The organism is Nostoc sp. KVJ3, from assembly GCF_026127265.1.
In the GTDB taxonomy this organism is placed as follows: Bacteria; Cyanobacteriota; Cyanobacteriia; order Cyanobacteriales; family Nostocaceae; genus Nostoc.
Window position 1 is genome coordinate 427,469 of sequence record NZ_WWFG01000001.1, and the last position, 13,729, is coordinate 441,197.

Sequence of the window (13,729 nt, forward strand, 5' to 3'; positions counted from 1 at the left end):
TAAAAAACAATTACAAACTAGATATTGCTAATTTGGCTGATAAATCAAGTGCTGCTGAATCGTATTGCCAATAAGGAGAAAATTTCATTAGGTCATCTAACATAACAAAAGCTGGTTTATCAACTATGTCATCTATCGTCAAGGAATCTACTTTTTTCTCAATAACAGTTAAAATGAATATTCCCTGGTAACTACCGACTGCCCAGACACTAGCATCTCCACCCCCTCCAGTACTAACTTTGATAAACTTTTCAAAGAAGAAATCAATATCTTTTCTAAAGACTGGCATAATATTTATCTATTTAAAGACATACCAATATTAGGTCACTTGTGGAAGTATTTCATATTCGTAGCGAGAAACAAAACAAGCACCAACTTGTCTTTCGCTGTGATAACGGAAACCAAAGTCTTCATATACTGCTCTCAGGCGCGGACGAGAAGCATCGCAATCTAGACGTAAATAACGTTTATCAAGTTTTTGTGCGCGTTCAACAGCCCAAGTCAGCAGTGCTGAAGAGACTTTACCGCCAGAGTAGCGTCGTCGAATTGCAAAGCGATGTACAAATACTGACTCTTCCTGAGAAATATCAGACCAGAAAAGTAAATCCTCAAGCTGAAACTTTATTGTACCAGCAGATTCACCATCACATTCGGCAATGAAAAACAAACCTTTAGCAACATCTTCAGAGATATTTTCTGGCGAAACCTCGCTATCACGCCACAGAGGTTCACTACGCTGCTGGAGCCACAAAGCTGCTTCTAATAACACATTTGAAACTATCACCGTATCTTGTATGTTTGCTTGGCGGATTGAGATGTACATTTAGTTATTAATTTTAGGTTATACCAATTTAATGTGAAGTTGCATATATCTATGATCCCCCTAAATCCCCCTTAAAAAGGGGGACTTTGATAGATGTTTTTCCGGTTCCCCCCTTATTAAGGGGGGCTAGGGGGGATCGAATTATATGCAGCTTCATAAAAAATTGGTGTTAGTTAAATAATGGGTAAAAATATTAGGTTTTGTTTGACTTCAAACAACCTATGCAAATTAGCAAAAGTAGAATATTTTTGGTTTATTTACCAATACAGAACTTGCTAAAAATCCGATCCAAAACTGATTCTGTAACTTCTTCACCAGTAATTTCTCCTAATGCCTGAATTGCACCGCGTAAATCAATTGTCCAAAAATCAAGGGGGAGTTGCTGGGCAATTGTTGCTTGTACTTGTTCCAAAGATATTTTAGCTTGAGTTAAAGCTGCTGCTTGCCTTTGGTTAATGGCTAAATCCATATCAGCAGCTTGGACTTTTCCGGTGTTAACTATCTCTAAAATTGCCGTTTCTAAAGCATCAATACCTTGATTTTTGGCTGCTGCTGTGAAAACTTTGGACTTGGAATTTGGCATTTTAGATTCAAGAATTTTTCTTTCAATTTCTTCTACTAAGTCTATTTTGTTAATCACTAAAATTAACGGACGGTGTTGTACTTGTTCGTAAATTTCTCCATCGCCTTCCGTCCAACCTGTTGAAGCGTCGATGGTAAGCAAAACTAAATCAGCTGCATTGGCTGCACGGCGCGATCGCTCTACGCCAATTTTTTCTACTTGATCTGTTGTTTCCCGAATCCCGGCTGTATCTAGCACTTGTACGGGAATTCCCCCGACAACTAGCTGCGATTCAACCACATCGCGGGTTGTACCGGGTAAGTCTGTGACGATCGCGCGATCGCTCTGGCTCCAAGCGTTCAATAAGCTCGATTTACCCACGTTTGGCCGCCCAACAATTGCCACTTTTAAACCTGTGCGTAACAACTCACCTTTATCTTTAGTTGTCAATAATCTAGTTATTTCAGTAGCAATTTTATCGATTTCTGATATTATTACTTTATCATCCAACGGTGGTAAGTCTTCCTCAAAATCAATTCGAGCTTCGATTTCTGCCAAAATATCTAAACAGTTAGCGCGTAACTGCCGGATCGGATGAGCTAATTTTCCCTGTAAACCAGCTAAGGCAGTTTGGGCAGCTTGAGGCGATTTAGCTCCCACTAAATCAGCAATACCTTCGGCTTGAGTTAAATCCAATCGCCCATTTAAAAAGGCGCGGAGAGTAAATTCTCCGGGTTGAGCTAGTCTAGCACCATTTTCTAAACACAGTTGTAATACCTGTTGCACTGCCATAATTCCCCCGTGGCAATGGAATTCTACTACATCTTCACGGGTGTAAGAACGGGGTGCTTTCATGATCAGCAATAGGGCTTCATCTACCAGTTGTCGCGTTTGAGGATGGCGAATGTAACCGTAGAGAATCCGGTGAGTTTCCCAAACTTGTCGCCCTGGTGCGTAAAAAAGAGTTTGGGCTAAAGCCATTGCTTCAGAACCAGATACCCGCACAATACCAACACTACCCTGTTGAGGGACAACAGCAGTTGCGATCGCAGCTATAGTTCCAGTAGTAGCAAAGACTTCTGACATGAGCGCCCTTTATAAGAGAAAGTTAGGAGTTATAAGTTAGGAGTAAAAATCATAACTCCTAACTCCTAACTCATAACTTTCTAATAGGATAGCAACTGGCAAGGTAAAATTTACCTAGAGGTTAATGCCTGATAGTAAAGAGTTAAGGGTGAATATTAGAACTCACAACTTTATAACTCATAAGTTTTAGAGAGAGGAATTTACTGTGGAGCAAAAAATTAACTGCGCTGTAGCTTGTGTTAACGGGTGTGTTTTAGGGGATAAATGCCCCAACGTCGAGTTTAGAGAGGCGGCTGCAAAATTTATTGAAGAGACTCCCCTAGACAAAATGTTGGAATTGGCACAAGAACGTCTGCGGAAAAAAATGACGGAACCGCCAAAATGGGTTTTTCCTGAAGATCCATAATACTTGTGTTAACAGGCATAAGCAAGACAGCGAGAAGCTTAAATAGTATCTGGATCTATATTTAATTCTCGCAGTTTTGCCGCCAAGCGATCGCTACTTTGATGACAACCTCACAACCAAGTCTCAATTAAGGATTTCTGCCTTGGCGATCGCTTCTGACTAATATTCTGCTAATTATGCTTCGCAGATAGGTTTTGCAACTTATCTGATAAATTGAGTAATCGTTACTGTGCAATTGTTGGCTATGCCACACTAAAAGATTTAGTATTTTGCCTGAACTGCAAGGTCATCCATTTGTTTGATTGCATTCCAATCAATCGCAGCAACCCACAACTTTTCTTCAATTGAATACTGTACTACTCCCTCTACTTCTAAATCCTCACTGTATAATGTGAGCAATTTTCCGTCTTGCAATTCAATATTATGACAAGCTAGGTCTTCAACTGTGCCAATACAATTTAGACGTAGGCGACCCTGATTATCAGCATTATGAAAATCAACAAAGATTCTAGGCGTATTCATAAGCTTTCTCTAATAACTATTGTTCTCGTGCTGGATTTGGATATGTGGGCGTAAGAAGATTGCTAATTTGTTCAGGGGTTAAGCCACTTAAGGTAGCATGATGTGGGCTTCTTCCTGATGTTCGGATTACATCTCCTTCTGTTTTGCGAACCTCACCTACTGTTGTAACACCAACCTGCCCATGAGGAATATTTACCGCCAGTTCTTTTACAGATAATCCTAAAGCACATTCTACAGAAATCCCAGTAATTCCGCAGGGGTGAGTTCCCATTCCACGCCTAATATCTTCTGGACGATTGCGACCTCCTCGAACCACTAATGCTTCGTTTGGAATTCTCTGCCCTAACTCAGCGTAAGGTGAATCGCCAGACTCTTCAACTAAGCGCTGAAGGTCATTAAAGTATTTCTGTAGTTTTTCTTCCTTAGTACGTTGCTTGATAGCTTCCAATATTTGATCTTTTTTGTCACTACTACTTAGTTCAGAAGCAGAGATTTCTATGAACAGAAGATATGCTTCAATCTGATTCTTTAGATTCTGCCAATTCTCCATCGTGCTTGTTAATATTTAGTTTTTTAAATAAAAATCCTTGTTGGCGATGTTGTTTAAATATCTAACCCAACAACCATTAACTCAGGCGGATGTTCAATATTAAACTGGTAATATATCTCCCTTTTTTCCTGCCCTGGAAGAGTTAACTGCCATTCTAAAATGCCCATTTCACCCAGTTGAATTTGTGGATTACTGCGGCTGAGGCGCACTTTAATTTGCTCGTTGCGACTAACTGGTAATTGTTCAGCTACTTTCAGATTTACTTCTTTGTCGAGTAAGTTCGTAATTATCAACCGATAACTATAAGTAATCCGGCGCTGATTGCTAATCAATCTTTTGTCAACCAGACGTTCAACTAAATCGCGCTCAATTTTTAAACCTTCGTCTATTCCTAAATTCAGTTTAAATTCTTGTCCGGGTGCAATATTCTCTAACTGAGTTGTGCCAATAAAAACATTGTTGCGGAAAATATTCGCTTTACCAGGTAACAAAGTCGCACCGTTGGGATTATTTTTCACATTTGCTTGCAGATAAGCAAAACTTACCAAACGCGGCATTGCCAGATAATCAAAGTTACAAGGATAATCGTCATTAAAAATTGTCGTTTTATGAGGTGCGCCATCACTGGGAATGTTACCACCACCATTTAATTTAAAGGTAACTACACTCCCTTCTTTGAATACTTCTGCTGTCACAGTTTCTGCTTGAATTAGCACATCCTCTACATCTTCGTCTTCTTCCTGCCAATCTGCTCTCGCGGCGGCAGCAGCAGGTGGATCTGGTATGCTAGGCAGTAGTGGTGGCTGGGCAGCAAATCGTCGTCGCGTTGCTAGTTGTGGACGTGGCGCATCAATATACCAGGGATCAAGTTTGGGTGGGAGAGTACCTAATCCCGGTTTAGCGGTAGAAAGGGTGAGATTTGCACCAATCCAATCTTCGCCACTGCTTTGAGTAATTTCTGCCAGGTAGCCCAGATGCACAATATTGCTGGTAGTGCTAAAGCGCAAGTCATAAAGTGGAGTCCAACTGGCGCGATTTACGATGTAAGACACTTCTAATTCAAATTCGCCTTCACCTGCGACTTCAACACCTACAACTATACTTAAACTCTCTTTGGGATGGGGTGTTTGAATTTTTTGTAATGAGGCGCGGAGTACTTGTAGTTCTTTGTCTAATTCTTGCTGTTGAGTTTTGCACTCTCCAGATGCGATCGCATATTCACTATACTGGCTTCCGAGAAAGTTCAAAAAATCTAATGTTTCGCTGAGGCTGAGATTTTTTCGAGATAAACTCTGGGCAAAGGGTTCTTCTGTTTTTTCACGTAAACCGGCGATAAAACTAGACTGCAATGCTAAAGCATCGACTTGGGCTTGCAAGTGGCGTTTTTCTGCTTCTAACTGCTCAATTTGCCTTGTCAAATGTGCGACTCGCTCCGCTACAGGTTCAGTGGTGTAAATGCGATCGCTACTTACTCCCATCAAACGCACTGCCACCGTCCCCGTACCGCTAACCCTGACAGACTCAGTTTCTAGAGTCTCTGGCACTGAGGTAATTACTAATTCCTGCTCAATCCCCGTTAAATCAACTACACCCCGTCGTGTAACCAATGCTCTGTCAGCATACACTGTAACAGCTACAATCTCGCTTTGTACTGTTTTGCGCCAAGATGGTATTTCCGGGTTAACCATTGCCAGTTTTCCCCCATTTTTAATTGATTCTGCTGGTTAATTGTCAATGTTTCCTGGTGTAACAGTCAACCCCCTTGGGTAATTTGTAATTCATTGAAAGCGGCTATCGCCACTTGAGGCATTGGACATTGGGTATTAGTTCTTTATTCTTTCTCCCCCTGCTCCCCCATCTCCCCCTGCTCCCCCTGCTCCCCCTACTCCCCTATTCCCCATGTCCCATCCCCTTGTGGGTGGAGTTCTTCATAGCCTCCTACGTTTAAAAGCGTAGGTTATCCTGCCTCCTGATATTATCTAAGGACAAAATTACTACTAATGACTGCTGAAAGCTAATAGTAGAATAGGGTACAGAAAGCTGTACGGAAGGGAGGAAGGGAAATTGGATGAAATGAGGGCGGCGCTAGAATTAGCGACCGAAGAAGAATTGCAAGATTTAACGGCAATTCTATTTAGTCGTAAGTTCAATCCCCTAGATTATGTACACACACCCGAACCCATCGAAGTGCAAAGCCAAGACCGCAAAGCTTGGTTAGATTCACTAGAGGGTCGCTTTCGTTTTTTGGCGGCAGATGGGGTGACAGTATTACGGGGACGTACAGGCCAGGTAACTTATCGACAAGCCTTAGTTCAAGTATGTAAATATCTAAAAATTCCTTATTCTCATCAGTTGGCAACCATTGATTTAGAGGCAGAAGTATTTTTACATCTATTAGGACAGGTGTGGAAAAAATTGCCTGAACAGGAAAAACAAAAATTGACTCTCCGAGTGCAGCGTCACCTTGTGCAATCAGAACTAAAAGAACCGCTACCACTGTTATTACAGCCTGACCCCTTGGGGTTGCTTTTCAAAGGCGGTAGTGCGATCGCTGTTACTTCAATTCTCCAGCCACTTGTGCTTAAACAAATTGCTCGTCAATTTGCCATCCACTTTGCTACTTATGAAGTAGCAAAACAAGCGGTAATTACAGGTTCAGAAGCAGCTACAACGCAATTCCAAAGCTATGTAGCGATGCAAATGGCACAACGGGGCATGACAATGAGTGCCGCTCGTTATGGGGCAGCCCGCACGATGTTTGCCGTAATTGGGCCGATAATGTGGACTTGGTTTTTTGCAGATTTAGGATGGAGAGCGATCGCTACTAACTATGGTCGAATCATCCCTACCATCTTCGCTTTAGCTCAAATTCGCCTCACTCGTGAGGAATGTTGGCAACCAGCTTGAACAAGGTTTTTGACTATTTTAAATCTCGTTGGCAATCTTCTTGGAACTACTCTCTATGGGCAATGTTAATTTTCCCATTGAGTCCATTGTTGGGGGCTGTTACTGTCGGCTTTGTCTCATTAATAACTTGGCTGAAACAATCCCGCAAAATTAATCGCCGCCCCCTCAACTGGGGATTTGCCCTTTTGAGTATCTTGCTGCTCGTGAGTGCTGGATTTGCCGATGACAAAGCAGCAGCTTTCCTTGGCTTATTTAATTTCTTCCCATTCTTTTTACTTTTCGCTGCCCATAGCGCTCTCATTCAAACATTTACCCAATTGCGGCAAATGGCTTGGGTTTTAGCGATCGGTTCCATACCAGTAGTAATTCTTGGTTTGGGGCAGTTATTTTTGGGCTGGAGTTTGAAATTACAAATTTTGTGGGTTGTGTTGAGTTGGACGATCGTACCAGGAGGAAATCCGCCAGGGCGCATCGCTTCATTCTTCTTGCACGCTAACACCTTTGCTGCTTATCTAGTGATAGTTTTCATCCTTGGTTTAGGCTTGTGGCTAGAACAATGGCGATTGGGTATTGAGCATGGAGTATGGGGCATTAGTTATTCTTCCTCATCTCCCCCACTCCCCACTCCCCACTCCCCACTCCCCTTTCTCTTCTTAACTGTGGCGATGATTGCGAATTTCATCGCCTTGATTTTTACTAACTCGCGCAATGGGTGGGCGATCGCAATTTTTGCCTGTTTAGCTTATGCACTCTACCAAGGTTGGCGCATTCTTGTCGGTGGAGTTGCTGCGATCGTCTCTAGTGTGCTTTTGGCAGCTTTTGCTCCCTCACCAGTCGCTCAAATTTTTCGCCGAGTAGTTCCTGCATTCTTTTGGGCGAGGTTAAACGATGATATGTATCCAGATCGACCAGTCGCTTTAATGCGAAAAACTCAGTGGAATTTTGCCTGGTCTTTAGCTCAGGAACATCCTTGGTCTGGCTGGGGGTTACGTAGTTTTGGTAGACTCTACAAAGCCCAGATGCAGATTCCCTTGGGTCATCCCCACAACTTTTTTTTGATGTTATCTGCTGAAACTGGTTTTCCTTGTACTCTTTTATTTTGTGGTTTACTTGGTTGGATTTTGATTGCAGGTGTCCAATTACTACGAAAGTCAAAATATATAAATACAGAAGACAGATTGATATTTTTCAGTTATCTTTTAGCTTTTGTTGCGTGGATGTTATTGAATACAGTCGATGTAACCCTTTTTGATTTTCGTTTGAATGCGCTTTCATGGTTAATTATGGCTGCTATTTGTGGAGTATTACATCGCGATCGCGAACACCACAGGCTTGCATCTCGTTCAAATCAGTAAGGAAATGAGGCGTTGCTGATTGCGGTATGAAAACGATTGTGCATTGCGGTGAAAAATCCTTGTAGAGATGTAAAATTTTATGTCTCATTCAAGTTCATACCTCGATTCAGCAATACCGGAATTGACAAACAGCAACTTCAGATAGCCATAAATCCCTTTTCAGTGTATGCACTGGGGACATTTAGAGTTTTAAGTTAATAAGATCACTGTATTCACGTCTGTGACTGTGAGTGTGACTAATACCTAATTAGTCACTGTTGCTGATTGTTGGGAAGGTGTAGGGACAACCCTTTGGGGTTTTCCTGCATGACGGGCATCTCTTGTAGATGCCCTTTTGTATATTTATTATTTTTATTTAGTTAAACGGTTCAGATAATACTAAAATTCTCATCTAGTGGATAGTTTTAGAGACGCGAAAGCATATAGCGGGACGTTCGCGATCGCGTCTCGTAGAGAATTACAATTTCGCGTCTCTACTGGCATTAATGACTACGATAACCTTTATGGTGCAAGCTCTCGGTAAAATGGGTATGTCGGTAACGAAAAAAAAGACGCATCCATAACCTACCTTATTATGCTCACAACAGCTAATTTTCTTCAGTACACCCAATGGTCAGGTATAGCTACCTTGGCATTCGCTGCCTTAGCAGTTTTGGCTTTTATTCTCAAATGGGGCATCCGCTTTCGGCTGGTGGGTACGACTGGCTTTATGCTCGTGCTGACAGGTGGTTTATTTGCACTGTCGATAGTCCCCTTGAGTCGGGCTGTGATTCCAGGAGCAACCAAGTACACTCTAGTTTATGACAATGGCTCAACCCAAGCGGTTATTACTACATCATCCCAAATTACACCCACACAATTAGAAGCAACTTTACGGCAAGCAGCTAGTAATCTATTTTCTTATGGTCGTTCAGGTACACGTGAAGACGACAAGTTGACAGTTCGCGCCCGTACAATTACTCACCCTGAACCAGGGACTTCTGTACCAGTTTACTTGGGTGAGGCCAAGCGATCGCTCGTTTCTCATCAAAATTCCCCAGTCATAGTGGAAATTTACACAGATAAACTCGCCCAATTGTCAAAAACCTAACGTTTAAGAGGACTGGGAAGAGGCAGGGGAGCAGGGAGCAGGGAGCAGGGAGCAGGGAGCAGGGAGCAGGGAGCAGGGAGCAGGGAGCAGGAGAAGAAAGGATACTAATTAAATGCCCCATGCCCCATGCCCAATGCTTGTTATCAGAATGACATAATTTATTTTGTATTTACCGATACATTAATAGTTATTATTAGATTAAGATATTCACACTTTCATGATTTTACTGTGGAAAAAGATCAATCAGCCTATGGGTGATAGTTACTGACAGTTGTAATTTGTCAGTTGTTATCCTAATTGCAACTATTGACATTTTTACAATTTTTTGCATCAAAGGGAACGGTGTGGGAATCTACATTTCTCTGACGCACCTATCCCTAGCTGGAATGACCATCAATAGATGATTCAGTTCTCAATCACTTTTCTTGAGAATCTGAGAGTGGTAATGTTAACTAATCATACGGTTATTCAAAACTTTGATAGTTCGGAATTTCAGGCTAATGGACATCACAAATTCAAGCAACGTCTTTAAATTGCTTAACCAGTTGGAAATTAGATCGGTTAAAACCTAGTTGAGTCAGATGCAAGTTTGTAGCCATCTGGCAACAAGCATCCCTGGTTATAAGTCTATTAGATTAAGAAATATCAAGGTTTTGGCAAACTAGATTATATGTCTAATCAAATTTCTACTCAACCTTCTTTGTCTACTCAAACCTCTAGTTCATTCTTTACCCTCACAGTTGCCCCAGCAAAAATCATCCGTGGTTCTGGGGTATTGCCAGCCGCCGCAGCAGAGATCGCCCGTTTGGGAAGTCGCCCTTTAATTGTGGCAGGTGAATCTACTCTCACCATCAGCCGAAAAAGTTTGCAACCAGTTTTAGAAACGCAACAGTTACATCCTGTACAAGCTTCCTATGGTGCAGATTGCTGCGAAGCTAGCCTGAAATCTTTACAGAAGAAGGCAAAAGAACATAAAGCTGATGTAATTATCGGTGTTGGTGGCGGTAAAGCCTTAGATACAGCGAAATTACTCGCGCAGCAATTGCAGTTACCTGTGGTGACAATTCCGACATCTGGCGCTACCTGTGCAGGTTGGAGTGCTTTATCCAATGTTTATTCGGAAGATGGGGCATTTCTCTACGATGTGGGACTATCTCGTTGTCCCGATTTACTGATACTCGATTATGACTTGATTAAAACCGCACCACAGCGGACTTTAGTCGCTGGAATTGGTGATGCGATCGCTAAGTGGTATGAAGCCTCAGTTAGTAGCGGGCATTTGCAAGATACTTTAATTATTGCTGCGGTGCAACAAGCACGAGTTTTGCGAGATATCCTCTTGCAAAAGTCAGTCGCCGCCTTAAATGAACCAGGTAGTGAAGTTTGGCGAGAAGTCGTAGACGCAAGTGTTTTATTAGCTGGGGTAGTTGGAGGACTAGGGGGGGCGCAGTGTCGCACAGTGGCTGCCCATGCGGTGCATAATGGTTTAACTCATATTTCAGGACATGGCAGTATTCATGGCGAAAAAGTCGCTTTTGGAATTTTGGTGCAACTGCGTTTAGAAGAAATGCTACAAGGCAATCAACTAGCAGCATCGGCACGACAACAGTTGTTAAAGTTTTACACAGAAATTGGACTACCCCAAAAATTAAGTGATTTGGGATTGGGCAATATTACATTAGGGCAGTTGCAAACAGCCGCTGAAATTGCTCTAGTTCCTAATTCTGACATCCATCGACTACCATTTAAAGTCGCGCCAGAACAGTTGATGGCAGCAATGGTTTCCACCACTGCACCTATAGATAGTAGAGACACTACAAATCGAGTTTCGCCCAAGGGAATCAGTGACGAGGTTGAAGAATGAGTTTAAATTGGATTGTCCCAGCAGAACGCATACAAAAGCTGCCACCTTATGTATTTGCCCGTTTAGATGAACTAAAAGCTAAGGCACGGGAACAAGGGTTAGATTTAATTGATTTGGGGATGGGAAACCCCGATGGGGCAACGCCAGCACCAGTTGTAGAGGCTGCGATCGCTGCTTTAAAAGATCCCGCCAATCACGGTTATCCGCCCTTTGAGGGGACTGCTAGTTTTCGCCGCGCCATCACCAACTGGTATCGTCGCCGTTATGATGTGATTCTCGATCCCGATAGCGAAGCCTTGCCATTGCTGGGTTCTAAAGAAGGATTAACCCATTTAGCACTTGCATACGTTAACCCTGGTGATTTAGTTCTAGTTCCTTCCCCAGCTTATCCCGCCCATTTTCGCGGCCCGGCGATCGCAGGGGGGAAAATCCACAGCCTGATTCTCAAACCAGAAAATGACTGGTTAATCGATTTAGCTGCCATTCCTGACGAGGTTGCTAGACAGGCTAAAATTCTCTATTTTAACTATCCCAGTAATCCCACCGCCGCCACCGCCCCCCGCGAATTTTTTGAAGAAATCGTTGCTTTCGCCCGTAAATATGAAATTTTACTGGTGCATGACTTGTGTTATGCCGAGTTAGCTTTTGATGGTTATCAACCCACTAGCTTGCTAGAAATTCCCGGCGCGAAAGATATTGGTGTGGAATTTCACACCTTATCTAAAACCTATAATATGGCTGGTTGGCGCGTTGGGTTTGTCGTGGGTAATCGCCATGTAATTCAAGGTTTGCGGACACTGAAAACTAACTTGGATTACGGCATTTTTGCCGCATTGCAAACAGCAGCCGAAACCGCCTTGCAACTGCCAGATGTGTATTTGCACGAAGTACAACAACGTTACCGCACCCGCCGCGATTTCCTCATCGAAGGATTAGGAAAGCTGGGTTGGGATATCCCCAAAACCAAGGCGACAATGTATCTTTGGGTGAAGTGTCCTGTTGGTATGGGTTCTACGGATTTTGCTCTCAACGTCTTACAACAAACTGGCGTTGTTCTTACTCCAGGTAATGCCTTTGGGGTTGCAGGTGAAGGGTATGTACGGATCAGTTTGATTGCCGACTGCGATCGCTTAGGTGAAGCTTTACATCGCTTCAAACAAGCCGGCATTCGCTATCAACCTGCTACATCAGAAGCGATCGCCGATCTCGTTAGTTGAATAGAGTGAACTACTCAGACTTGCCCAATACTGAAGTCTGAGCTTTCCAGTCCCTGCGGACTAGCGATCGCTTATTCTTTTTCATGAATTCATTTCTTGTCTAATTTGTCAATGCCTAATAGCCCTTTCAAGGTGGCTAAAAATTTTGCTTAAACAATTCTGTATAAAGATGCGCCAAATTATATAAGGAACGAACCGCAAAGGGCGCAAAGGAGAGGCAGCACGGTCTTGGGGGTTTCCCCCATGAGCGACTGCCGTCACAAAGGAAGAAAGAAAATTTGGCGCAGCCTCACAAAGAAATGGTATTAGCGATAGATAGATGCTTGCACACTAAAGATAGCCATCTATGGTATAGAAATGTATAGAATCTTGTAAAGATATAAAATATAGTTGTTAAATGCACACATTTCTAGCTTCTTCCTCAATGCAGCTGTCTGTACCACCAAATCACTTTCAGCCAATGAAGATTGTCGCACTGGGGGACAGCTTAATTTATGGATTCGGCGACCCGGAAAAAGGAGGTTGGATCGAGCAACTACGGCGATGGTGGATGTTGCCAGATAGTGCGGGTCATGTTCTTTATAATTTAGGGGTAAGAGGCGATCGCACGCAACAAGTAGCACAAAGGCTAGAAGTTGAATTTCGCCACCGGGGTGAACTCCGAAATCGTGTCCCCGACTTGATTATTTTATCCGTAGGTGTGAACGATTCAGCGCGGTTGGCGCGTCCCGATGGCCGGAGTTACACAGATTTTACCCTATTTGAAAAAGAAATTGGAACTCTTTTAGATTTAGCACAGCAACTCTGTCCTGTGTTATTTGTGGGTATGGTACCAGTAGATGAAGCCAAGATGCCATTTTTAGATTGTTTTTACTATAATCATGCCGATCAGTACCGCTACAAAGAAGCAACTCGAATTGCTTGCGCCAAAAGGCAGATCCCTTATTTAGATATTTTTGAGCAATGGATGAAACGCGGTGAAAATTGGCGGCTCAAACACCTAAGTGAAGATGGACTTCATCCGAATACACTTGGTTATCAAGCTTTGTTAGAAGATGTGATAGATTGGGATGCAATACATTCAGTAAGCTTTGCCAATGCAGCTTACCATTCTTAACTTAATTATCATCTTAAACCATCCTAATAATATAGATGTTTTGGTGCTTTGGGGTTAGCAGATATTCTCGTGTTTGCCATCTTCGTAAAAAGCACCACAATATTGCTAAATTTTTAATTAAATAAAATAGATGTAAAAATTTTTCACAATGAATCTATAAAAATTTTCATTTCTCTCTTTTCATTCCTCCTAACTCCTGTACAGACGCGATTAATCGCGTCTCTCCTAAC

The 13,729-nt window shown here is 42.6% G+C and carries 13 protein-coding genes; 7 read left to right on the forward strand and 6 right to left on the reverse strand.

The features are described from left to right. Positions 1–10: 10 nt before the first annotated feature. The 3 genes from GTQ43_RS01955 to mnmE all read right to left on the reverse strand — a co-directional run bounded on the left by GTQ43_RS01955 (position 11) and on the right by mnmE (position 2,471). Positions 11–289: a hypothetical protein gene (locus GTQ43_RS01955; protein ID WP_265270213.1), complete on the reverse strand. Its 279-nt coding sequence runs from the start codon at positions 287–289 to the stop codon at positions 11–13. Positions 290–319: 30 nt separating this feature from the next. Continuing rightward, positions 320–823, reverse strand: a complete 504-nt coding sequence (locus tag GTQ43_RS01960; RefSeq protein WP_265270214.1) for a GNAT family N-acetyltransferase — start codon at positions 821–823, stop codon at positions 320–322. 253 nt (positions 824–1,076) lie between these two features. Next, positions 1,077–2,471: a tRNA uridine-5-carboxymethylaminomethyl(34) synthesis GTPase MnmE gene (gene mnmE / locus GTQ43_RS01965; RefSeq protein WP_265270215.1), complete on the reverse strand. Its 1,395-nt coding sequence runs from the start codon at positions 2,469–2,471 to the stop codon at positions 1,077–1,079. Between the two features lie 205 nt (positions 2,472–2,676). Here mnmE and GTQ43_RS01970 point away from each other — a divergent pair, with 205 nt between their 5' ends. Continuing rightward, positions 2,677–2,877: a hypothetical protein gene (locus tag GTQ43_RS01970; RefSeq protein WP_265270217.1), complete on the forward strand. Its 201-nt coding sequence runs from the start codon at positions 2,677–2,679 to the stop codon at positions 2,875–2,877. A 261-nt stretch (positions 2,878–3,138) separates the two neighbouring features. Here GTQ43_RS01970 and GTQ43_RS01975 read toward each other — a convergent pair whose 3' ends face one another. Genes GTQ43_RS01975 through GTQ43_RS01985 form a run of 3 tightly spaced genes read right to left on the reverse strand, consistent with a single transcriptional unit; the run spans position 3,139 to position 5,637 of the window. Beyond that, entirely contained in the window at positions 3,139–3,399 is a 261-nt protein-coding gene (locus GTQ43_RS01975) for a hypothetical protein (RefSeq protein ID WP_265270219.1), read from the reverse strand. Positions 3,400–3,415: 16 nt separating this feature from the next. Beyond that, positions 3,416–3,949, reverse strand: a complete 534-nt coding sequence (locus tag GTQ43_RS01980; protein ID WP_265270221.1) for a hypothetical protein — start codon at positions 3,947–3,949, stop codon at positions 3,416–3,418. 53 nt (positions 3,950–4,002) lie between these two features. Further along, positions 4,003–5,637, reverse strand: a complete 1,635-nt coding sequence (locus GTQ43_RS01985; RefSeq protein WP_265270223.1) for a mucoidy inhibitor MuiA family protein — start codon at positions 5,635–5,637, stop codon at positions 4,003–4,005. A gap of 376 nt (positions 5,638–6,013) precedes the next feature. Between GTQ43_RS01985 and GTQ43_RS01990 the strand changes: the two genes are divergently transcribed. From GTQ43_RS01990 to GTQ43_RS02015, 6 genes are all read left to right on the forward strand, one after another. Beyond that, the gene (locus GTQ43_RS01990; RefSeq protein ID WP_265270225.1) at positions 6,014–6,856 is read left to right on the forward strand and encodes a hypothetical protein; all 843 of its coding nucleotides are present in this window, start codon (positions 6,014–6,016) and stop codon (positions 6,854–6,856) included. Further along, positions 6,838–8,211, forward strand: a complete 1,374-nt coding sequence (locus GTQ43_RS01995) for an O-antigen ligase family protein (protein WP_265270227.1) — start codon at positions 6,838–6,840, stop codon at positions 8,209–8,211. The genes GTQ43_RS01990 and GTQ43_RS01995 overlap by 19 nt, the downstream gene beginning before the upstream one ends. Positions 8,212–8,785: 574 nt before the next feature. Further along, positions 8,786–9,301 (forward strand): Ycf51 family protein, encoded by a 516-nt coding sequence (locus GTQ43_RS02000; protein ID WP_265270229.1) that lies wholly within the window; start codon positions 8,786–8,788, stop codon positions 9,299–9,301. 670 nt (positions 9,302–9,971) lie between these two features. Then, positions 9,972–11,165 carry an iron-containing alcohol dehydrogenase family protein gene (locus tag GTQ43_RS02005; RefSeq protein ID WP_265270230.1) on the forward strand — a complete coding sequence of 398 codons (1,194 nt, stop codon included), beginning with the start codon at positions 9,972–9,974 and terminating at the stop codon, positions 11,163–11,165. Then, positions 11,162–12,382: an aspartate aminotransferase gene (locus tag GTQ43_RS02010; RefSeq protein ID WP_265270232.1), complete on the forward strand. Its 1,221-nt coding sequence runs from the start codon at positions 11,162–11,164 to the stop codon at positions 12,380–12,382. The genes GTQ43_RS02005 and GTQ43_RS02010 overlap by 4 nt, the downstream gene beginning before the upstream one ends. 397 nt (positions 12,383–12,779) lie before the next feature. After that, positions 12,780–13,499 (forward strand): GDSL-type esterase/lipase family protein, encoded by a 720-nt coding sequence (locus GTQ43_RS02015; RefSeq protein ID WP_265270234.1) that lies wholly within the window; start codon positions 12,780–12,782, stop codon positions 13,497–13,499. Positions 13,500–13,729: the final 230 nt, after the last annotated feature.

Coding starts and splice junctions, on each gene's coding strand:
- GTQ43_RS01955 (WP_265270213.1), bottom strand. CDS start 289: ATGCCAGTCTTTAGAAAAGATATTGATTTCTTCTTTGAAAAGTTTATC.
- GTQ43_RS01960 (WP_265270214.1), bottom strand. CDS start 823: ATGTACATCTCAATCCGCCAAGCAAACATACAAGATACGGTGATAGTT.
- mnmE (WP_265270215.1), bottom strand. CDS start 2,471: ATGTCAGAAGTCTTTGCTACTACTGGAACTATAGCTGCGATCGCAACT.
- GTQ43_RS01975 (WP_265270219.1), bottom strand. CDS start 3,399: ATGAATACGCCTAGAATCTTTGTTGATTTTCATAATGCTGATAATCAG.
- GTQ43_RS01980 (WP_265270221.1), bottom strand. CDS start 3,949: ATGGAGAATTGGCAGAATCTAAAGAATCAGATTGAAGCATATCTTCTG.
- GTQ43_RS01985 (WP_265270223.1), bottom strand. CDS start 5,637: ATGGTTAACCCGGAAATACCATCTTGGCGCAAAACAGTACAAAGCGAG.
- GTQ43_RS01995 (WP_265270227.1), top strand. CDS start 6,838: ATGTTGGCAACCAGCTTGAACAAGGTTTTTGACTATTTTAAATCTCGT.
- GTQ43_RS02000 (WP_265270229.1), top strand. CDS start 8,786: ATGCTCACAACAGCTAATTTTCTTCAGTACACCCAATGGTCAGGTATA.
- GTQ43_RS02005 (WP_265270230.1), top strand. CDS start 9,972: ATGTCTAATCAAATTTCTACTCAACCTTCTTTGTCTACTCAAACCTCT.
- GTQ43_RS02010 (WP_265270232.1), top strand. CDS start 11,162: ATGAGTTTAAATTGGATTGTCCCAGCAGAACGCATACAAAAGCTGCCA.
- GTQ43_RS02015 (WP_265270234.1), top strand. CDS start 12,780: ATGCACACATTTCTAGCTTCTTCCTCAATGCAGCTGTCTGTACCACCA.